Origin of the sequence: Rhodopseudomonas palustris, assembly GCF_007005445.1 — a bacterium.
Classification (GTDB): Bacteria; Pseudomonadota; Alphaproteobacteria; order Rhizobiales; family Xanthobacteraceae; genus Rhodopseudomonas; species Rhodopseudomonas palustris_G.
Genome location: NZ_CP041387.1, coordinates 2,766,552 through 2,786,724, shown reverse-complemented (window position 1 = coordinate 2,786,724; position 20,173 = coordinate 2,766,552). Strand labels below are relative to the sequence as shown.

General features: G+C 65.9%; 16 protein-coding genes. 10 read left to right on the top strand and 6 right to left on the bottom strand.

Features of this window, described 5'->3' with window-relative positions; all coding sequences use genetic code 11:
• Positions 1–136: 136 nt before the first annotated feature.
• Positions 137–1,945, bottom strand: coding sequence for an IlvD/Edd family dehydratase (locus FLL57_RS12770; RefSeq protein WP_142883078.1), 1,809 nt, complete (start codon positions 1,943–1,945; stop codon positions 137–139).
• A 236-nt stretch (positions 1,946–2,181) separates the two neighbouring features.
• Between FLL57_RS12770 and FLL57_RS12765 the strand changes: the two genes are divergently transcribed.
• The 7 genes from FLL57_RS12765 to FLL57_RS12735 all read left to right on the top strand — a co-directional run bounded on the left by FLL57_RS12765 (position 2,182) and on the right by FLL57_RS12735 (position 11,067).
• Positions 2,182–3,246 (top strand): ABC transporter ATP-binding protein, encoded by a 1,065-nt coding sequence (locus tag FLL57_RS12765; RefSeq protein ID WP_142883077.1) that lies wholly within the window; start codon positions 2,182–2,184, stop codon positions 3,244–3,246.
• A 90-nt stretch (positions 3,247–3,336) separates the two neighbouring features.
• The gene (locus FLL57_RS12760; RefSeq protein ID WP_142883076.1) at positions 3,337–4,662 is read left to right on the top strand and encodes an ABC transporter substrate-binding protein; all 1,326 of its coding nucleotides are present in this window, start codon (positions 3,337–3,339) and stop codon (positions 4,660–4,662) included.
• 343 nt (positions 4,663–5,005) lie between these two features.
• The gene (locus FLL57_RS12755) at positions 5,006–5,959 is read left to right on the top strand and encodes a carbohydrate ABC transporter permease (protein ID WP_142883075.1); all 954 of its coding nucleotides are present in this window, start codon (positions 5,006–5,008) and stop codon (positions 5,957–5,959) included.
• Positions 5,952–6,878: a carbohydrate ABC transporter permease gene (locus tag FLL57_RS12750; protein WP_142883074.1), complete on the top strand. Its 927-nt coding sequence runs from the start codon at positions 5,952–5,954 to the stop codon at positions 6,876–6,878. The genes FLL57_RS12755 and FLL57_RS12750 overlap by 8 nt, the downstream gene beginning before the upstream one ends.
• Positions 6,879–7,101: 223 nt before the next feature.
• Positions 7,102–8,088 (top strand): D-erythronate dehydrogenase, encoded by a 987-nt coding sequence (denD, locus tag FLL57_RS12745; protein WP_142883073.1) that lies wholly within the window; start codon positions 7,102–7,104, stop codon positions 8,086–8,088.
• 261 nt (positions 8,089–8,349) lie between these two features.
• Positions 8,350–9,519, top strand: coding sequence for an acetyl-CoA acetyltransferase (locus FLL57_RS12740; RefSeq protein WP_142883072.1), 1,170 nt, complete (start codon positions 8,350–8,352; stop codon positions 9,517–9,519).
• Between the two features lie 21 nt (positions 9,520–9,540).
• Complete coding sequence (locus tag FLL57_RS12735; RefSeq protein ID WP_142883071.1) at positions 9,541–11,067, top strand: class I adenylate-forming enzyme family protein; 1,527 nt, start codon at positions 9,541–9,543, stop codon at positions 11,065–11,067.
• Between the two features lie 393 nt (positions 11,068–11,460).
• Here the strand turns inward: FLL57_RS12735 and FLL57_RS12725 are convergent, their stop codons facing one another.
• Positions 11,461–12,342: an acyl dehydratase gene (locus FLL57_RS12725; RefSeq protein ID WP_013501667.1), complete on the bottom strand. Its 882-nt coding sequence runs from the start codon at positions 12,340–12,342 to the stop codon at positions 11,461–11,463.
• Positions 12,343–12,549: 207 nt separating this feature from the next.
• Here FLL57_RS12725 and FLL57_RS12720 point away from each other — a divergent pair, with 207 nt between their 5' ends.
• From FLL57_RS12720 to FLL57_RS12705, 3 genes are all read left to right on the top strand, one after another.
• The gene (locus FLL57_RS12720; protein ID WP_142883070.1) at positions 12,550–13,761 is read left to right on the top strand and encodes a CaiB/BaiF CoA transferase family protein; all 1,212 of its coding nucleotides are present in this window, start codon (positions 12,550–12,552) and stop codon (positions 13,759–13,761) included.
• 346 nt (positions 13,762–14,107) lie between these two features.
• Positions 14,108–15,244, top strand: a complete 1,137-nt coding sequence (locus FLL57_RS12710) for a thiolase family protein (RefSeq protein ID WP_142883069.1) — start codon at positions 14,108–14,110, stop codon at positions 15,242–15,244.
• A complete protein-coding gene (locus tag FLL57_RS12705) occupies positions 15,241–15,606 on the top strand; it encodes a Zn-ribbon domain-containing OB-fold protein (RefSeq protein WP_142883068.1) in 366 nt (121 codons plus the stop codon). Before FLL57_RS12710 ends, FLL57_RS12705 begins: the two co-directional genes overlap by 4 nt.
• A gap of 51 nt (positions 15,607–15,657) precedes the next feature.
• Here FLL57_RS12705 and FLL57_RS12700 read toward each other — a convergent pair whose 3' ends face one another.
• The 4 genes from FLL57_RS12700 to FLL57_RS12685 all read right to left on the bottom strand — a co-directional run bounded on the left by FLL57_RS12700 (position 15,658) and on the right by FLL57_RS12685 (position 19,980).
• Positions 15,658–16,212 (bottom strand): hypothetical protein, encoded by a 555-nt coding sequence (locus tag FLL57_RS12700; RefSeq protein ID WP_142883067.1) that lies wholly within the window; start codon positions 16,210–16,212, stop codon positions 15,658–15,660.
• A gap of 105 nt (positions 16,213–16,317) precedes the next feature.
• Entirely contained in the window at positions 16,318–18,384 is a 2,067-nt protein-coding gene (locus FLL57_RS12695) for a TRAP transporter permease (protein WP_142883066.1), read from the bottom strand.
• Positions 18,385–18,411: 27 nt separating this feature from the next.
• Positions 18,412–19,572 carry a TAXI family TRAP transporter solute-binding subunit gene (locus tag FLL57_RS12690; RefSeq protein WP_142883065.1) on the bottom strand — a complete coding sequence of 387 codons (1,161 nt, stop codon included), beginning with the start codon at positions 19,570–19,572 and terminating at the stop codon, positions 18,412–18,414.
• A gap of 186 nt (positions 19,573–19,758) precedes the next feature.
• Positions 19,759–19,980 carry an acetyl-CoA carboxylase biotin carboxyl carrier protein subunit gene (locus tag FLL57_RS12685; protein ID WP_047309843.1) on the bottom strand — a complete coding sequence of 74 codons (222 nt, stop codon included), beginning with the start codon at positions 19,978–19,980 and terminating at the stop codon, positions 19,759–19,761.
• Positions 19,981–20,173 lie beyond the last annotated feature (193 nt).

Below are 20,173 nucleotides of genomic sequence, written 5' to 3'. Positions count from 1 at the left end.
GCTGTCATTCCGGGATGCGCCCGCAGGGCGCAGACCCGGAATCCAGCAGTTCAGAGCACATCGAGATTCCGGGTTCGCGCGCTTTGCGCGCGCCCCGGAATGACGTTGCCAAATGATTTGTCGCGCGTCGCCGCCATCAGTGATTGTGCCGCGCCACGCCGACCGTGCCGGCGATGTTCTGGTAGCGGGTGGCGAACTCCATGCAGGCGCCGGTGGCCTGCTGGCCGACCGTCGAGCGATACAGCTCCTGCCACGGCGTCTGGTGCTTCGGGTAGGCGAAGCCGCCGTGGGCGGCGAGGTCGGCGCGGCGCTGGGCCAGCTCCTCGTCCGAGATCAGGATGTCGGCGCTGCCCTTGTTGAGGTCGATGCGAACCTTGTCGCCGGTCTTCAGCAGCGCCAGCCCGCCATTCGCTGCGGCTTCCGGCGTCGCGTTGAGGATCGACGGCGAGCCCGAGGTGCCGGACTGGCGGCCGTCGCCGATGCACGGCAGCGAGTGGATGCCGCGTTTGATCAGCGCCGCCGGCGGCTGCATGTTGACCACTTCGGCGCCGCCCGGATAGCCGATCGGGCCGGTGCCGCGCACGAACAGGATGCAGTGCTCGTCGATATCGAGTGCCGGATCGTCGATGCGGTGATGATAGTCCTCCGGCCCTTCGAACACGATGGCGCGACCTTCGAACGCGTTCGGATCCTTCGGATTGGACAGATAGCGCTCGCGGAATTCGAGGCTGATCACGCTGGTCTTCATGATCGCGGAGTCGAACAGATTGCCGCGCAGCACCAGGAAGCCGGCGTCGTGCACCAGCGGCGTGTCGTAGCGATGGATCACGTCGCCGTCCGGGGCAGGGGCACTGGCGCAGTTCTCGCCCATGGTCCTGCCGTTCACCGTCAGCGCGTCCTGGTGGATCTTGCCGTGCCGCATCAATTCGCCGACCACCGTCGGCACGCCGCCGGCGCGGTGATACTCTTCGCCGAGATAGAGACCGGCGGGTTGCAGATTGACCAGCAGCGGAATGGCGTGGCCGACGCTCTGCCAGTCGTCGATCGACAATTCGACACCGACGTGGCGGGCGAGCGCGTTGAGATGGATCGGCGCGTTGGTCGAGCCGCCGATCGCCGAATTGACCACGATGGCGTTCTCGAACGCCTTGCGCGTCAAGATATCGGACGGCTTCAGATCCTCCCACACCATCTCGACCGCGCGCACGCCGGTCTCGTAGGCGATCTGGCCGCGCTCGCGATACGGCGCCGGGATCGCGGCGCAGCCGGGCAGCGACATGCCGAGCGCTTCGGCCAGCGAGTTCATCGTCGATGCGGTGCCCATGGTGTTGCAGTGCCCGACCGACGGCGCCGAGGAGGCCACGATCTCCATGAACTGTTCGTAGTCGATCTCGCCGGCGGCAAGCCGCTCGCGCGACTTCCACACCACCGTGCCGGAGCCGGTGCGTTCGCCATTGTGCCAGCCGTTGAGCATCGGCCCGCCCGACAGCACGATCGCCGGAATGTTCACCGTCGCCGCCGCCATCAGGCACGCGGGGGTCGTCTTGTCGCAGCCGGTGGTCAGCACTACGCCATCGAGCGGATAGCCGAACAGAACTTCGACCAGGCCGAGATAAGCGAGGTTGCGATCGAGCGCGGCGGTCGGCCGCTTGCCGGTCTCCTGGATCGGATGCACCGGGAATTCCATCGCGAGGCCGCCGGCGGCGCGGATGCCTTCGCGCACGCGGTGTGCCAGATCGAGATGGTGCCGGTTGCACGGCGACAGGTCGTTGCCGGTCTGGGCGATGCCGATGATCGGCTTGCCGGATTGCAGTTCCGCGCGGGTCAGTCCGTAGTTCAAATAGCGCTCGAGATACAGCGCGGTCATTCCCGGATTATGCGGATCGTTGAACCATTCGCTGGACCGGAGTTTGCGCCGGGCACCGCCGGCATCGTGCTTCGTCATCGTCTCTCCCGCACCGCACACATCCTTGCAGCGGATGTTTTGAGCGCCTTTGCTGAGTATGGAACGGCGCGCATGCTGGCATGTCGCACCGCGCTACGCAATCGGCGTAGTGTGATCACGCCGGACTAATTTGCGAGCGCGACAGCGGCGAAATATTCTGCTAAGAGTTGCGTCAACATAAGTCTCACGCCGGCGGCAACGACCGCAGCAAATGGCGGGACATCGGGAGGTGCTGGATGGCGTCGGTGCAGATTCACGACGTGCGTAAGTCTTTCGGCGGCTTCGAAGTGTTGCACGGCGTGACTGTTCCCATCGAGGATGGTGAGTTCGTCGTTCTGGTCGGCCCGTCCGGCTGCGGCAAATCCACTTTGCTGCGGATGCTCGCAGGGCTGGAGAAAATAACCGCTGGAACGATCTCGATCGGCGAGCGCGTCGTCAACGACGTGCAGCCGAAAGAGCGGGACATCGCCATGGTGTTCCAGAACTACGCACTTTACCCGCACATGACGGTGGCCCAGAACATGGGCTTTTCGCTGAAGCTGCGCGGCGCCGACCAAGAGACCATCGACAGCAAGGTGCGGCGCGCCGCCGACATCCTCGATCTCGGCAAGCTGCTCGACCGCTATCCGCGCCAGCTCTCCGGCGGTCAGCGCCAGCGCGTGGCGATGGGGCGGGCGATCGTGCGCGATCCGCAGGTGTTTTTGTTCGACGAGCCGCTGTCCAACCTCGACGCCAAGCTGCGGGTGGCGATGCGCACCGAGATCAAGGAGCTGCACCAGCGGCTGAAGACCACCACGGTCTACGTCACCCACGACCAGATCGAGGCGATGACGATGGCCGACAAGATCGTGGTGATGCAGGACGGCATCGTCGAGCAGATCGGCGCACCGCTCGATCTGTACGACCGGCCCGACAACAAGTTCGTCGCCGGCTTCATCGGCTCACCGGCGATGAATTTTCTCGACGGCACGCTGAAGGTGAACGGCGGCCAGCCTTATGTCGAGACCGCCAGCGGCGCAAAACTACCCGTCGCAGCGGCGCCGGCGAACGGCAATGGCCGCCCGGTGTCCTACGGCATCCGCCCCGAGCATCTCGACTTTGCCGACAGCGGCATTGCGGCCGAGGTCGCGGTGGTCGAACCGACCGGCTCCGAAACCCAGATCGTGGCCCGGGTCGGCGATCAGGAAGTGATCGCGGTGTTTCGCGAGCGGCATCCGGTCGGGCCCGGCGATCTGATCCATCTGCAGCCGCGCGCCGACGTCGCGCATCTGTTCGACAAGGAGAGTGGCCGGCGAATCTAGATCTTCCCACCACGGGGCCAGAATTGGTCGATCAACGAACCAATGCGCAAAGCGGAACATGCAAAGCGGAACATAGGGAGTGAACGACAGATGACTGACTTTACCCTCGATCGCCGCACGCTGCTGAAAGGCAGCGCGATGACTCTGGCCGCCGCGGCGACGATGTCCGCCGACCAACTGCTCGGCTACGCCAAGGCGTGGGCCGAGACCTCGCCGTGGAAGCCGGAAGCCGGCGCCAAGATCAATCTGCTGCGCTGGAAGCGGTTCGTCGAAGCCGAAGACACAGCCTTCATGAAGATCGTCGACGCGTTCCAGAAGGCCAACAACGTCACTATCAACGTCTCCAACGAGTCTTACGACGACATCCAGCCGAAGGCCTCGGTCGCCGCCAACACCGGGCAGGGGCTCGACATGGTGTGGGGGCTGTATTCGCTGCCGTTCCTGTTCCCCAACAAATGCACCGACGTCAGCGACGTCGCCGATTATCTCGCCAAGAAGTGCGGCGGCTGGAGCGAGTCCGGCAAAGCCTACGGCATGTACAACGGCAAGTGGATCGGCATTCCGGTGGCGGCGACCGGCGGCCTGGTCAACTACCGGATCAGCGCTGCCGAGAAGGCCGGCCACAAGGAGTTTCCGAAGGATCTCGCCGGCTTCTCCGACCTGATCAAGGGCATGAGCAAGAACGGCACGCCCGCCGGCATGGCGCTCGGCCACGCTTCGGGCGACGCCAACGGCTGGCTGCACTGGGCGCTGTGGGCACATGGCGGCGCGCTGATCGACAAGGACAGCAAGGTCGTCGTCAACTCGCCAGAGACCGCGAAAGCGCTCGACTACGTCAAGGGGCTGTACGAGAACTTCATCCCCGGCACCGCGTCGTGGAACGATGCGTCCAACAACAAGGCGTTCCTCGCCGGGCAGCTCTATCTCACCGTCAACGGCATCTCGATCTACGTGGCGGCGAAGAAGGACGCCAAGGAGATGGCGGCGGACATCAACCACGCGCATCTGCCCGCCGGCCTCAACGGCAAGACCCGCGAGCTGCATCTCGGCTTCCCGATCCTGATCTACAACTTCACCAAGTTCCCGCAGACCTGCAAGGCGTTCACCGCCTTCATGATGGAGCCGGCGCAGTTCAACCCGTGGGTCGAGGCGGCGCAGGGCTATCTGTCGCCGTTCCTGCTCGACTACGAGAAGAACCCGATGTGGACCGCGGACCCGAAGAACACCCCGTATCGCGACGTCGCCCGCACCGCCTCGACGCCGGCCGGCGACGCCCAGATGGGCGAGAACGCCGCCGCGGCGATCGCCGACTTCGTCGTGGTCGACATGTTCGCCAACTACTGCACCGGCCGCGAAGACGTGAAGACCGCGATGAGCAGCGCCGAACGCGCGGCGAAGCGGATCTTCCGGGCGTGACAGCGGCCTCGTGGGGGCGTGCTGCATCGGCCGGCCCCTGTCCCTCATGGTGAGGAGCCCGGCGCAGCCGGGCGTCTCGAACCATGAGGCCGATGCGCGCGCGGCCATCCTTCGAGACGCACGGTTCCGTCCTGCGGACGGCGCCGTGCTCCTCAGGATGAGGGCGGTGCAAGTCGCGGCGCCGTGGATCTCAAAGGTCGTCATGGCCGGGCTTGTCCCGGCCATCCACGGCAATGGACGGGGCGCCTGATACCTGGATGCTCGGGACGAGCCCGGGCATGACGGTGAGGAACGACGGGTCGGTCGGAATGAAGCAGAAGACGTCAACAGAAAGCAGCGGCCGATGAGCACGATCCAGACAGCCGCGCCGGGGCGGTCCGACGGCGGGCCCTCGGCCTGGTCGCAGCTCAAGACCAACCGCAACTTCATCGCGCTGTGGTTCATGCTGCCGGCCGCGGCGTTCCTGCTGCTGTTCCTGGCCTATCCGCTGTTTCTCGGGGTGTGGATGAGCTTCACCGACGCGCGGATCGGCCGCGACGGGGTGTTCATCGGCATCGAGAATTATGAGTGGCTGTGGGACGACAGCATCTTCTGGCTGTCGGTGTTCAACACCATTCTGTACACCGTGGTCGCCAGCGCGATCAAATTCGCGGTCGGCCTGTATCTGGCGCTGCTGCTCAACCGCCACATGCCGTTCAAGGCGATCATCCGCGCTGCGGTGCTGGTGCCGTTCATCGTGCCGACGGTGCTGTCGGCGATCGCGTTCTGGTGGATCTACGACTCGCAGTTCTCGATCATCTCCTGGTCGCTGATCAAGCTCGGGGTGATCGATCAGAACATCAACTTCCTCGGCGACAGCAATTGGGCCCGCGCATCGGTGATCTTCGCCAATATCTGGCGCGGCGTGCCGTTCGTGGCGATCACGCTGCTGGCCGGCCTGCAGACGGTGTCGCCGTCGCTGTACGAGGCCGCGACGCTGGACGGCGCCACCGCGTGGCAGCGCTTCCGCTACATCACCTATCCGCTGCTGACCCCGATCATCGCGGTGGTGATGACGTTTTCGGTGCTGTTCACCTTCACCGATTTCCAACTGATCTGGGCGCTGACCCGCGGCGGGCCGGTCAATGCCACGCATCTGATGGCGACGTTGAGCTATCAGCGCGGCATTCTGTCGGGCCGGCTCGGCGAGGGCGCGGCGATCGCCACCGCGATGATCCCGTTCCTGCTCGCCGCGATCGCGATCTCGTGGTTCGGCATGCAGCGGCGCAAATGGCAGCAGGGGAGCGACAATGACTGAGACCACCGCCACCGATCCCCGGCTCGCCGTCAAAGCTGCCGCCACCGTGGCGCAGAGCGACGACAGCGAGGGCATGAGCTATCTGGAGTCGCTGCCGCGCCGGCTGGTGACGCTGTATCTGCCGCTGCTCATCATCCTGGTGGTGCTGCTGTTCCCGTTCTACTGGATGGCGCTGACGTCGATCAAACCCGACGAGCAATTGATCGATATGGACACCTACAACCCGTTCTGGGTGGTGCATCCGACCTTCAAGCACATCGAGAAGCTGCTGTTCGAGACGCAGTATCCGCGTTGGCTGTGGAACACGATGTATGTCGCCGCCGCCTCGACCGTGCTGTCGATCGCCGCCAGCGTGCTCGCCGCCTACGCGATCGTGCGGCTGCGCTTCCGCGGTGCCGATACGGTCGGCGGCGCGATCTTCCTCGCCTATCTGGTGCCGCCGTCGATCCTGTTCATTCCGCTCGCCTCGGTGATCCAGGCCTACGGCCTGTTCGACTCGCCGCTGTCGCTGATCCTGGTGTATCCGACCCTGCTGATTCCGTTCTCGACCTGGCTGCTGATGGGCTATTTCAAGACCATCCCGTTCGAGCTCGAGGAATGCGCGCTGATCGACGGCGCCTCGCGCTGGCAGATCCTGGTCAAGATCATCATTCCGCTGGCGGTGCCGGGGCTGATCTCGGCGTTCATCTTCTGCTTCACGCTGTGCTGGAACGAATTCATTTACGCGCTGACCTTCCTGCAATCGACGCCGAACAAGACCGTGCCGGTGGCGATCGTCAACGAGTTCGTCGACGGCGACATCTACAAATGGGGCTCGCTGATGGCCGGCGCCCTGGTCGGCTCGCTGCCGCTCGTCATCCTGTACGCGTTCTTCGTCGAGCATTACGTGTCGGCGATGACCGGGGCGGTGAAGGAGTAGCATCGCTTTCCCACCGCCGGCACCACCTCATCCTGAGGAGCGCGCTCTTGCGCGCGTCTCGAAGGATGGGCCACACTCGCCTCATGGACTTTGAGATTCATCATCAGGCCCGTCATTCCGGGGCGCGAGCGGAGCTCGCGAACCCGGAATCTGCAGCGAGTACCGAGATTCCGGGTCCGCGCCTGCGGCGCGTCCCGGAATGACAATTGAGAGGGGACGTTCCTTGCACATTCTGATCCTCGGCGCCGCCGGCATGGTCGGCCGCAAGCTCACGGACCGGTTGTTGGCGGACGGGCGGCTCGGCAGCCGCGACATCACCCGGATGACGCTGCAGGACGTGGTGGCGCCGGCGCGGCCGCCGCATGCCTCGGTCGCGATCCAGGTGGTGACCTCCGACCTCGCCGAGCCCGGTCAGGCGGCGGCGCTGGTGGCGCATCGGCCGGAGGTGATCTTCCATCTGGCGGCCATCGTCTCGGGCGAAGCCGAGGCGGATTTCGACAAGGGCTACCGGATCAATCTCGACGGCACCAAGCATCTGATCGACGCGATCCGCGCCGAGGGCGGCGACTATCATCCGCGGCTGGTGTTCACCTCGTCGATCGCGGTGTTCGGCGCGCCGTTCCCGGAGAAGATCGGCGACGAATTCCTGTCGGCGCCGCTGACCAGCTACGGCACCCAGAAGGCGATCTGCGAACTCCTGATCGCCGACTACACCCGCAAGGGCTTTTTCGACGGCGTCGGCATCCGCCTGCCAACGATCTGCGTCCGCCCCGGCAAGCCGAACAAGGCGGCGTCCGGCTTCTTCTCCAACATCATCCGCGAGCCGCTGAACGGCGAGGAAGCGGTGCTGCCGGTGTCCGACGAGGTGATGCACTGGCACGCCTCGCCGCGCTCCGCAGTCGGCTTCCTGATCCACGCCGCCACGATGGACACTGCTGCGATCGGGCCGCGCCGCAGCCTGTCGATGCCGGGGCTGCCCGCCACGGTCGGCGAGCAGATCGCCGCATTGGAGCGCGTCGCCGGCAAGGCCGTGGTGGCACGGATCAAGCGTGAGCCCGATCCGACCATCATCGGCATCGTCGCCGGCTGGCCGCGCAACTTCTCGACCGACCGCGCGCTGAAGCTCGGCTTCACCACGGCGGAGAAGACCTTCGACGACATCATCCGAATCCACATCGAGGACGAACTGGGCGGCAAGTTCGTGAAGTAACCGCCTTGCCCCGTACCGTCATTGCGAGGAGCAGCCGGATCGGGACTTCGCTCCGTCCGGGTACAGGCTCCGCGAGAAGCGATCCAGCTCCGTGCACGGTCTCTGGATTGCTTCGCTGCGCTCGCAATGACGCGGATGGGCCGGCGTCCGCCCTTCGTGCCACGCCCGGCCACCATTCCGTGAGCGGGGATGTCTTTATCTGATGGTCATCCTATAATAAATCCAGGTTCGAGTTTCATCGACCTTCGAGGAGAAAACGCCATGACTGCCAGCATCGTTGGATGGGCCCATATGCCGTTCGGCAAGTTCGACGCCGAAACCGTCGAAAGCATGATCGTCCGCGTCGCCAATGAGGCGATCGCCGACGCCGGGATTGCGCCGGGCGACGTCGACGAGATCGTGCTCGGGCATTTCAATGCCGGCTTCTCGCCGCAGGACTTCACCGCCTCGCTGGTGCTGCAGGCCGATCCGGCGCTGCGGTTCAAGCCGGCGACCCGGGTGGAGAACGCCTGCGCGACCGGTTCTGCCGCCGTGCATCAGGGCATCCGCGCGATCGAATCCGGCGCCGCCAAGGTGGTGCTGGTGGTCGGGGTCGAGCAGATGACCCGCACCCCGGGGCCGGAGATCGGCAAGAACCTGCTGCGCGCGTCGTACTTGCCGGAAGACGGCGAGACCCCGGCCGGGTTCGCCGGCGTGTTCGGCATCATCGCCCAGAAGTACTTCCAGAAATACGGCGACCAGTCCGACGCGCTGGCGATGATCGCCGCCAAGAACCACCACAACGGCGTCGCCAATCCCTATGCGCAGATGCGCAAGGATTTCGGCTTCGAGTTCTGCCGTGCCGAAGGCGAGAAGAACCCGTTCGTCGCCGGTCCCCTGAAGCGCACCGACTGCTCGCTGGTGTCCGACGGCGCCGCGGCGCTGGTGTTGACGTCTGCCGAGAACGCCAAAGCGATGGGCAAGGCGGTCAACATCCGCGCCCGCGCCCATGCGCAGGATTTCCTGCCGATGTCCAAGCGCGACATCCTGCAGTTCGAGGGCTGCACCGTGGCCTGGCAGCGCGCGTTGGAGCAGGCGGGCGTCACGCTGAACGATCTGTCGTTCGTCGAGACCCACGATTGCTTCACCATCGCCGAGCTGATCGAATACGAAGCGATGGGCCTGACGCCGAAGGGGCAGGGCGCCCGCGCCATCAAGGAGGGTTGGACCCAGAAGGACGGCAAGCTGCCGATCAATCCGTCCGGCGGTCTCAAGGCCAAGGGCCATCCGATCGGCGCGACCGGCGTGTCGATGCACGTGCTGAGCGCGATGCAGTTGCTTGGCCAGGCGCCGGAAGGCATGCAGATCAAGGACGCCAAGCTCGCCGGCATCTTCAATATGGGCGGCGCGGCGGTCGCCAATTACGTGTCGGTGCTCGAACCGGCCAAGTAACCAACAGCCGGGGGGCGGGGGATGAATCTGGCGGAATGGCTTGCTGCGAGTGCCCGGCTGCGGCCGGGCGCTCCGGCGCTGCTGACGGGCACTACGGTCGATGCCGACTACGCGACGTTCGCGTCGCGTGCGGCATCGTTCGGCGCGGCGCTGGCGCGCGATTACGGCATCGCGCCCGGCGATCGCGTCGCGTTGTTCGCGCATAATTGCACGCGCTATCTCGAAGCGCTGTACGGCATCTGGTGGGCGGGCGCGGTGGCGATCCCGATCAACGCCAAGCTGCACGGCAAGGAGGTCGCCTGGATCTGCAGCAACGCGGAAGCGAGGCTGGCGCTGATCTGCGACGACACCGCCGACACTTTCAACGAAGCCTCCTGCGATCTGCCGCCCGGCATGGCGGTGCTGGCGATCGACAGCGACGGTTACGACCGCGCCCGCAGCGGCGAGGGGGCCAAGGCGCCGGTCGCGCGCGACGATCACGATCTCGCCTGGCTGTTCTACACTTCCGGCACCACCGGCCGTCCCAAGGGCGTGATGCTCAGCCACGGCAATCTCGTGGCGATGTCACTGAGCTATCTGGCCGATGTCGACGCGGTGACGCCCGATGATGCGGCGCTGTATGCCGCGCCGATCTCGCACGGCGCCGGGCTCTACAACATGATCCATGTCCGGTTCGGGGCGCGGCATGTCGTGCCGGAGTCCGGCGGGTTCGATCCGGACGAGGTGCTCGGCCTCGGCAAGCAGCTCGGCAACGTCGCGATGTTCGCCGCGCCGACCATGATCAAGCGGCTGGTCGAGGCCGCCAAGCGCCGCGGCGAGACCGGCGAGGGGCTGCGCACCATCGTCTATGGCGGCGGCCCGATGTATCTCGCCGACATCCGCGAGGCGCTCAGCGTGATGGGCCAGCGCTTCGTGCAGATCTACGGCCAGGGTGAATCGCCGATGACGATCACCTCGCTGAAGCGTGCGCTGCATGCCGACATCGATCATCCGCGCTATCTGCAGCGGCTCGCCTCGGTCGGCACCGCGCAGAGCGTGGTGTCGGTGCGGATCACCGGCGCGAGCGGCGAAGTGCTGCCGCCAGGCGAGACCGGCGAGATCGAGGTCAAGGGCTCAACCGTGATGCTCGGCTATTGGAACAATCCGCAGGCCAATGCCGAGACGCTGAAGCACGGCTGGCTGCGCACCGGCGATGTCGGGCGTTTGGATGATGACGGCTTCCTGACGCTGTCAGACCGCTCCAAGGACGTGATCATCTCCGGCGGCACCAACATCTATCCGCGCGAGGTCGAGGAGGCGCTGCTGACGCATCCGGCTGTGCGTGAGGTGTCGGCGATCGGGGTGGCCGATCCGGAATGGGGCGAGAACGTCGTCGCCTGCGTCGTGCTGGCGGAGGGCGCGGAGCCGAGCGACTCTGCGCTCGACCAACATTGCCTCGCCGCCATCGCCCGCTTCAAACGCCCCAAGCGCTACGTCTATCTCGACGCGCTGCCGAAGAACAATTACGGCAAGGTGCTGAAGACGGAATTGCGGAAGATGGTGAAGTAATTCGGCAACAACTTCCGATTCTCCCCGTCATGGCCGGGCTCGTCCCGGCCATCCACGCCTTCGGCGCCGTCGGGATTCTAGAGCGGTTCATCGTTTGATTGAAACGATCCGACCTTTCCGAAGGCACTGAGTCCTCATCCAGAGGAGCCCGGCGAAGCCGGGCGTCTCGAAGGATGGGGCAACGCATTCCCTGCGTCACATGGTTCGAGACGGCGCTACGCGCCTCCTCACCATGAGGTTGTGCGTGTGGCACGCGGTGCGGATCAGCTCTGATTCTACAAAAAGCCGAACTGCTCTAAAAGGCGTGGATGCCCGGCACAAGGCCGGGCATGACAAGTTGATAGTTCCAGAGCTGGATTGCTTCGTCGGCTTCGCCTCCCCGCGATGACGGAGTTAGCGTATCACCCCCACCATCGCGGCGCGCTCGTCGCCGTCGACCCACAGCGCGAAGTCTTCGCCCTCGGCCGAATGCGTCTGTCGCAGCGTCACCGCGCGGTTGTAGTAGACCGGCCCCTTGAGCCAGAGGTCGAGCTGGTTCGGAGCGGAGGTTTTCGTCAGGTGGCCGAGGCATTCGGCGGCGATGCGTTGCGGGTGGGCCGAGGCGGCGGCGAAGCCGGTGCGGCGCGCATAGACGTCGAGCAGGTGCAGCGGATTGTAGTCGCCGGTCAGCCGCGCCCAGCGCAGCCGATCGCCGCCCTCGGCGATCCAATGCGCCACCGGCTCCAACTCCGGGTCGATCGCCGGGGAGGTCATCGGGGCGCCGTCGTCGGCGCCGTGGCTCGCCGGCCCGTCGAAACGGCCGCGATAGTAGAACGTGGTGATACTCTCCCAGACGCAGTCGTCGCCCTGCAGCAGGTGAGCGTGGATGTCGAGCTCGATGCCCCTGTCGTGTACCCGCCACCCCGTTGCGCGCACGATCAGGTTGGACGGAAACGCGATGCGGATCTCGCCGCGGCGGATCAGGCGGTTGCGCAATTGCAGCGCGCGCCAGATCGGCAGCGGCCAGTCCCGGCACATCAGTAGCGCCATCGTCAGTCGGAAGCCGGTGACGTGCGGTGCCAGCAGCATCAGCCGGTCGGCCGTGGCTGCGTCGTCACGGCCCGCAGCGCGCTGCAAGGTCGCCAGAGCGGCCGGGCTGATCTGATAGCCGCGCCAGATGAAGCTGAAGTCCGGGAAGCCGTCTGTCGGATTCCAGCCGCGCGAGGGCGCGAAGGCGTTTAGCATCAGCGCCGGGCCGAATGGCGGCGCGGTGTAGGTCTCATGATGGGTGGTCATTGCCTCTCGTCTCGGCCCAGGGACGCGCGAAGTCAACGGCGCGTGGGGTGGTGCGGTCAATGAGGGCGGTCAAAACCTTCCGCGCCGTGGAGTTTGTCCCGCATGGCGCCATGCCGGACGTCGGCTTGATCTCGGCGAGGTGGTCCCGTTACATCGCCAGGACGGTGCGATCATAAGCGCCGCGAACCAGGGATGCGAAGCGCCGCGATGGGGCCACTGGCGGGCACGACAATCGTCGACATGACGTCGGTGCTGATGGGGCCTTACGCCACCCAGATGCTCGGCGACTACGGCGCCGACGTCATCAAGATCGAATCCCCCGACGGCGACGTCACCCGGCAGATCGGCCCGGCGCGGCATCCCGGCATGGGGCCGGTGTTTCTCAACGCCAACCGCAACAAGCGCAGCATCTGCCTCGACCTCAAGCACGACGCCGGCCGCGCCGCCGCGCTGCGGCTGATCGCGCGCGCCGACGTGCTGGTCTATAACGTTCGCCCGCAGGCGATGGCGCGGCTGCGGCTCGGCTATGACGACGTCGCGCCGCTCAATCCGCGGCTGATCTATGCCGGTCTGTTCGGCTTCGGCCAGGACGGGCCGTATGCGGCCAAGCCGGCCTATGACGATCTGATCCAGGGCGCCACCGCGCTGCCCGCGCTGAATGCGCGGGTCGGTGACGGCACGCCGCGCTACGTGCCGAATGCGCTGGTCGACCGCATCGTCGGGCTCACCGCTGTCGGCGCGATCTGCGCCTCGCTGGTGCATCGGGATCGCACCGGAAACGGCCAGCGGCTCGACATTCCGATGTTCGAGACGATGGCGAGCTTCGTGATGGGCGATCACATGGGCGGACTGACCTACGAGCCGCCGCTCGATCGCGGCGGCTACGCGCGGCATCTGTCGCCGGACCGCCGGCCATATCAGACTGCCGACGGCTACATCTGCGCGATGGTCTATAACGACAAGCAGTGGATCAGCTTTCTCACCGCGGTCGGCCGCGACGATCTGCTCGCCGACGACCGCTACACCAGCTTCGCGCGGCGGGCGGTGAACATCGACGTGGTCTATGCCGAGCTGGCGCGGATCTTCCTGACCAGGACCACAGACGAGTGGGTGGCACTTCTTGACGAAGCCGATGTGCCGGCAATGCGGATGCACGACCTCGAAAGCACCCTGCATGATCCGCATCTGGTTGCGACCGATTTCTTCCCCGTGGTGGAGCATCCCAGCGAGGGCCCGATCCGCGACATGAAGGTGTCGGCGACCTGGTCGGACACCAAGGTCGAACGCCAGCGCTTCGCGCCCCGGCTCGGCGAGCACGGCGCCGAGGTGCTGCGCGAGGCGGGCTATGGCGACGGTGAGATCGCGGCGCTGGCGGCGTGCGGGGCGCTGAAGCTGCCGGAAGCGGAGCTGAGAAAATGAAGCAAGCAGGAGAAGTGCTCAATCGCGTTGCTGGGTTGCCGGCACAGTGCCTGTTCTCCCTCTCCCGCTTGCGGGAGAGGGCTGGGGTGAGGGCACTTGCCACAGGCTCAGTGCCCGCGGCCCCCCACCCCCGACCCCTCCCCGCAAGGGGGAAGGGAGCGCGCGGTGCTGATCGCCTTGATTACAATCGGTCTCTCCTCCGTCATTCCGGGATGCGCTGCGTCAGCAGCGCAGACCCGGAATCCCGAGATCGTTGCGCACAGAGATTCCGGGTTCGTGAGCTGCGCTCGCGCCCCGGAATGACGTTGAGATGCGCTACCGAGCGACGAAAACAGGCGCTTACGTCATGAGCTACATCAACGGCGTCGGCCTCACGCGGTTCGGCAAGATCGACGGTTCGACCACGCTCAGCTTGATGCGCGAAGCCGCGGAGGCGGCGATTGCGGATGCGGGGCTGAAGCGCGGCGATATCGACGGGCTGCTGTGCGGCTATTCGACCACGATGCCGCATATCATGTTGGCGACGGTGTTCGCCGAGCATTTCGGCATCCGGCCGAGCTACTGCCACGCGGTGCAGGTCGGCGGCGCCACCGGCATGGCGATGGCGATGCTGGCGCATCAGCTCGTCGAGAGCGGGGCGGCGAACAACATCCTGGTGGTCGGCGGCGAGAATCGCTTGAGCGGGCAGAGCCGGGACGCCTCGGTGCAGGCGCTGGCACAGGTCGGTCACCCGATCTACGAGGTGCCGCTCGGGCCGACCATCCCGGCCTATTACGGCCTGGTGGCATCGCGCTATATGCACGACCACGGCGTCACCGAGGAAGACCTCGCCGAGTTCGCGGTGCTGATGCGCAGCCACGCAATCACTCATCCGGGCGCGCAGTTTCGCGAGCCGATCAGCGTCGCCGAGGTGATGGCGTCGAAACCGATCGCCTCACCGCTGAAGCTGCTCGATTGCTGCCCGGTGTCGGACGGCGGCGCCGCGCTGGTGATCAGCGCTGAGCCGACCACCGAACATCGCATCAAGGTGCGCGGCTGCGGTCAGGCGCACACCCATCAGCATGTCACGGCGATGCCGGCCGACGGGCCGTCCGGCGCCGAGCTGTCGATCGCGCGCGCCAAGGCTGCGAGCGGCGTCGCGGTGTCCGACATGCGCTACGCCGCAGTGTACGACAGCTTCACCATCACGCTGCTAATGCTGCTCGAAGACCTCGGGCTCGCAGGTCGAGGTGAAGCGGCAGCGCGGGCGCGGGATGGCTACTTCTCGCGAAATGGCGCGATGCCGCTGAACACCCATGGCGGTCTGCTGTCTTATGGCCATTGCGGCGTCGGTGGTGCGATGGCGCATCTGGTCGAGACCCATCTGCAGATGACCGGGCGGGCCGGCGACCGTCAGGTGCGCGATGCGTCGCTGGCGCTGCTGCATGGCGATGGCGGCGTGTTGTCGTCACATGTCAGCATGATCCTGGAGCGGGTGCGATGAGCGAGATGGCGATGCCCGACTGGACTTGCGACGAGCCGAGGATTGCGTATCAGCGCTGCGGCGGTTGCGGCGCCGTGCAGTATTTCCGTCGGGATTTTTGCGCGGGCTGTGGCGGCGAGGAGCTGACGACGATGGTCGCGAGCGGCGAGGGCGTGGTCTGCGCCGCGACCCTGGTTCATCGCGCCGCCACCGCCGACGCGCGGGCGCATGTGCCGTTCAAGATCGTGCTGGTCGATTGCGCCGAAGGGTTTCGGATGATGGCCCACGGCGCGGCCGATCTTGCGATCGGCGACCGCGTCCGCGCCGGCTTTACGCAGTTCACCGGGCAATTGGTGCCGTTCTTCGAGAAGTCTGATCGCTGAGCCGGAACGGCAAGCGGGCACCTCAATGCCCGCCGCCGTTGGTCGCGAAGCTCAGCCGCACCACACCCGCACGACGCGGTCGGTGGTGGGATCGAGCTCGATATTGCCGCGGTCGGTCCGGTAGCCTGTCTCGAGCACGTCGCCGGTATGATAGACGCGGAGCACCTTGCCGGTGAGGTCGCAGTCCGCCGACGTCGCCGTGACGATCAGCCACGGAATCGGATCATCGTCGCCGCGAAACAGCGAGATCGCCTGTGCGAGATCCTCGGCTGCATTGAAGCTCGCTTCCTTGGTGTTGCCGCGCGCGTGGATCCGGACGCCGCGGAGCGCCTTTGCCGGTCCCCAATAATCCTCGGGGTCGCGCGGAATGGTGGCTTCGGCGACGATCGTGGTGATCATCGGCAGCACGATGCCGGTCGGGGCATCGGCGACGAAGTCGAAGTCCTGGATGCCGTCGTCTGGCGGCCGGATATAGAACCACGGCGACAGCCGCGGATGCTTCCATCCCGAAGTCGGCACGGTCCCGTGAGTGACAATGTGAATCTGCGGAGGCTTGGTCTTGACCAGGCTGAGATCAACCGAAGTGACTTCCAATACACGCTGCATTGCAAAGCTCCTTGGTTTGAAACGCCAGGATGCTCAATCAGTGCGTGTAGCAAGTCCAGTGAAATTTGAACGACGGCGGGCAGAGGCCCGCCGCCGCAATCGTCCTCACAGCACCAGCCGTGCCGCCTGCCGGGGCGGGTCGCCGCGGCGCACCAGCAGCAGCGCGATCGCCAGCGTCGGGACCAGCAGGCACAGCCCGAGCGAGGTGATCTGCACCTGCGACAGCGGATTGATGCCGCCGCCCGGGGTCGCCAGCACGAAGCCACCGATCACCAGCGCCACGCGCAGCGGCCATTCCAGCGCGCCGGCGCGGCGCAGATCGCCGACGCCGACCTGATAACCCTGGATGCCGCCGCAGATGCACACCGTGCCGAGCGCCGCGAGCCCGAGCAGGCCGAGCGCGGCGAGATACGGACTCGGTCCCTGCAGCACCAGCGCCGGGTTCATCACGAAGAAGAATGGGATGAAATAGATGATGCTGCCCACCCACATCGATTCCCATCCCGTCTTCATCGCCGGCGATCCGGCGATGCCGGCTGCGGCGAACGAGGCGATCGCGACCGGTGGCGTGATCGACGACAGCATGCCCCAATAGAAAATGAACATGTGCACCGCCATCCGGTTCAGCCCGAGCTTCTCCAGCGCCGGCGCCACCAGGATGGCGAGGAAGATGTAGCAGGCGGTGGTGGTGAGGCCGAGGCCGAGGATCAGGCTGGTGATCGCGCACATCGCCAGCAGCAGGAAGGCGTTGTCGCCGGCGAGCCGCAACAGGTCGGCCGCGAGGCTGGAGATCACGCCGGTCATCGAGAACGCGCCGATCAGCAGGCCGCAGCCGGCCAGGATGCCGATCAGCTCGACGAAGGTGCGGCCGTTGACCTCGAGGAAGCGGACGATGCTGCCCGAGGTCCAGCGGGTGTCTTTCGAGAAGATCTGGTTGAGCACCAGCAACAGTGCGGTGGCGTAGAACGGGGCGTGGCTCTCGCGCTTGAAATGCAGCAGCATCACCACCAGGAGCGCGATCACGAAGGCGTAGTACCAGCCTTCCTTCAGCGTCTGCCACAGGCTCGGCAGCTCCGAGCGCGGGATGCCCTCGAGCCCGTGCCGCGCCGCATAGGCGTCGACCTGCATGAACAGGCCGATGTAATACAATGCCGCCGGCACGATCGCGGCGAGCGCGACCTCCGCATAGGAGACGTTGAGGAACTGCGCGATCACGAAGGCGGTGGCGCCCATCACCGGCGGCGCCAGCACCGCGCCGGTGGAGGCGCAGGCTTCGATCGCCGCGGCGTAGGAGGCGCGGAAGCCGCTCTTCTTCATCACCGGGATGGTCATGGTTCCGGCGGTCAGCACGTTCGAGATGATCGAGCCCGACATCATGCCGAGCAGCGCCGAGGCGAAGATGCAGACCTTGGCGGCGCCGCCGCGGAACGTGCCGCAGATCGCGAACGCCAGATTGATGAAGAATTTTCCGGCGCCGGTCAGCATCAGCGCGGTGCCGAACACCAGGAAGCCGATCACGGTGTCGGCGAACGCCTGGATCGGAATCCCGAGCAGGCTCTCGCCGGACAGCACGTGATAGGCGGTGGCCTGTTCCAACGTCGACTGCGATCCGCCGAGCGGGCCGAGCCAGCGCGCGCCGGCGAACAGCGGATACACCGTGAACGGGAAGATGCACAGCAGCAGGCTCCAGCCGCCGGTGCGGCGCATCGCCTCCATCAGCAGCGCCCACATCACCAGGCCGGCGATGAAGACGTGGGTCGGTGCGCCGCCGAATTCCCATCCGGCTTCGGCCGCCTTGCGGATGGCGCTCATCAGCACCAGCGCCGCGCCGATCGTCAGCAGAAACAGCGCGACGTCGTACAGCGGGACACGGTCCAGTCGCGCGGTAGGTGACGCCGGGAAGATCAGGAAGGTGAACGGCAGCACCAGCGCGATCAGGAGATAGAAGTACTCCGTATTGAGCTGGGTGTAGCCGACGAAGAAACGCAGCGAGAACTGCTGGTTGATGCACAGCAGGATGGTGGCCGCGGCGGCGGCCACCAGAGCCCAGCGCCAGAAGCCGCGCAGGCTGCGCACCCGCGTGACTTCGGCTTCCTGCATGTTGTCGACCGAGTGCGGATCGTCGAGCACGATCCGTTTGGTCGGGCGGGCGGCGGATTCGGCAGCGCGCATGGCGATGTCCCCGGCGCGGCGATGCGTTTACTGCTCGAAGCCGTTCGGCAGGCCCGCCCGCTTCAGCGCCGCTGCACGCGCGATCATCCAGCCGTCGCGGAATTCCTGCTCACCGGACGGCGCCGCGGCTGCGTATTGCTTCCACGCTGCGGCCAGCACCTCCTGGCGCTTGATCAGTCCGTCATTGTGAGTCTGATCCTCGGCGGTCCACTGGCCGGCTTCCTTCAGCGCCTTCACCGCGCCGGGATGAAACGGCACCACCCATTTCATCGTCTGGGTCTTGACCGCCAGCCCGGTCGCGCCGGGAGCGCTGTCCTTGTAGGCGTCGTAGTCGACGATCATCGCCTTGGTGATCGAGTACACCTGATCGGCCGACTGCGTCGCGTACACGGTGGCGATCGGATACGGGTAGTTCGAAAGCTCGATCGGCTTGCCGGGTTCGTGCGCCGCGCCGCAGGTCGACATCGCCGGGTTGAAGAACGGCGTGACCTTCTTGACCCGCTCCCACGCCGCCTTGTCGGCATGCGGCATCGGCGGCCAGATCAGACCGCGCGGGGAGTTCTCGGCTTCCCTGGCCGGGCCGGTGATGGTGGTGCCGAACGCGGCATCGACGTCGTTGTTGACCAGGCCCTTCCACATCGCGCCGTAGCTGGCGAATTCGACGATCTTGACGTCGTCCTTGGTCAGGCCGCCATAGGCCATGATGCCGAGCGCGTTCTGGTTCAGGGCCGGCGAGCCGACCACGAAGCCGACACGCTTGCCGCGCAGATCCTTGATCTCCTTGACGCCGGTGTCCTTGGCGACGCCGAGCGAGGAGCCGTTGCAGTCGATCACGCTGAGCGAGATCTGCAGCGGCTGCGGGCCCCATTCCTTGGCGCCGAATTCGAACACGCCTTCCTGCGCGAAGTAAGTGCCCGATCCCATCCAGGCGAGCTGGGCGCGGCCGGCGCGGAGCGGGGCCAGACGGGCGACGTCGTTACCGGCGGGCAGCACGCGCACGTCGGTGCCGTGCTTGTCCTTCATCATCTTGCCGACCGCGACCGCGATGTTGAAGCCCGCGGTTCCGGTGTCGTAGGCGGTGAACGCCATCGTGGTTGGTAGTTTGATGTCGCCTGCACGCGCATGAGTTGTGATGAGCAGCGCGCAACCCGCGGCGAGCGCCGCGAGCGGACCGAAACGTCCCGTCATGTCTCTCTCCCCGAACGCATCCGCTTTGCGGATTGCTTTGTTATCGGGAGAGCATGTCATCGCCGCGAGGTGATGGCAACGCGATGCTGAGATTGTCTGCGCGCGACGCCGCCGCTGCCTGGTGCGACATTACGTCCCGACCTCGCGCGTCACGTGTAAGCCGTCGCAAGACACGCGAGGCGGGCTTCAGCTCTCGATCACGGCGACGAGCTGACCCTCGGCGATCACGTCGTCGAGCGCCACGTGCAGCGACTTCAGCGTTCCGTCGGCGGGCGAGGCGACCGGGATTTCCATTTTCATCGCTTCGACAAAGGCGATGTCGTCGCCTTCGCCGACGCCGTCGCCGATCGACAGCGGCAAGGCGCAGACGCGGCCGGCGACTTCGGTGACGATCTTGATCTCGGCCATCGGTGTTCCTCCGTTGTGTCGTCGTTGTCGGCGTCCGGTTCCGCTGCTGCGGCCGGGGGCAAAAATCTTGCGCCGAGTGGTCACGCGTGGGGCGTTGCGTGGAGCCCGCCGATATTGTCGAGGCAAATTGCCTGATGTAGCTTTGTCTTCAAGCGGAATTATATTCCGCGGAGCGAAACAAGAACCAAGAAAC

Bases quoted from the DNA above. Each gene is read 5' to 3' on its own strand.
- FLL57_RS12685 (WP_047309843.1), bottom strand. From the start codon at position 19,980: ATGGCCGAGATCAAGATCGTCACCGAAGTCGCCGGCCGCGTCTGCGCC.
- FLL57_RS12765 (WP_142883077.1), top strand. From the start codon at position 2,182: ATGGCGTCGGTGCAGATTCACGACGTGCGTAAGTCTTTCGGCGGCTTC.
- FLL57_RS12695 (WP_142883066.1), bottom strand. From the start codon at position 18,384: ATGCGCGCTGCCGAATCCGCCGCCCGCCCGACCAAACGGATCGTGCTC.
- FLL57_RS12750 (WP_142883074.1), top strand. From the start codon at position 5,952: ATGACTGAGACCACCGCCACCGATCCCCGGCTCGCCGTCAAAGCTGCC.
- FLL57_RS12690 (WP_142883065.1), bottom strand. From the start codon at position 19,572: ATGACGGGACGTTTCGGTCCGCTCGCGGCGCTCGCCGCGGGTTGCGCG.
- FLL57_RS12700 (WP_142883067.1), bottom strand. From the start codon at position 16,212: ATGCAGCGTGTATTGGAAGTCACTTCGGTTGATCTCAGCCTGGTCAAG.
- FLL57_RS12720 (WP_142883070.1), top strand. From the start codon at position 12,550: ATGGGGCCACTGGCGGGCACGACAATCGTCGACATGACGTCGGTGCTG.
- FLL57_RS12740 (WP_142883072.1), top strand. From the start codon at position 8,350: ATGACTGCCAGCATCGTTGGATGGGCCCATATGCCGTTCGGCAAGTTC.
- FLL57_RS12710 (WP_142883069.1), top strand. From the start codon at position 14,108: ATGAGCTACATCAACGGCGTCGGCCTCACGCGGTTCGGCAAGATCGAC.
- FLL57_RS12770 (WP_142883078.1), bottom strand. From the start codon at position 1,945: ATGACGAAGCACGATGCCGGCGGTGCCCGGCGCAAACTCCGGTCCAGC.
- FLL57_RS12735 (WP_142883071.1), top strand. From the start codon at position 9,541: ATGAATCTGGCGGAATGGCTTGCTGCGAGTGCCCGGCTGCGGCCGGGC.
- FLL57_RS12725 (WP_013501667.1), bottom strand. From the start codon at position 12,342: ATGACCACCCATCATGAGACCTACACCGCGCCGCCATTCGGCCCGGCG.
- FLL57_RS12760 (WP_142883076.1), top strand. From the start codon at position 3,337: ATGACTGACTTTACCCTCGATCGCCGCACGCTGCTGAAAGGCAGCGCG.
- FLL57_RS12755 (WP_142883075.1), top strand. From the start codon at position 5,006: ATGAGCACGATCCAGACAGCCGCGCCGGGGCGGTCCGACGGCGGGCCC.
- FLL57_RS12705 (WP_142883068.1), top strand. From the start codon at position 15,241: ATGAGCGAGATGGCGATGCCCGACTGGACTTGCGACGAGCCGAGGATT.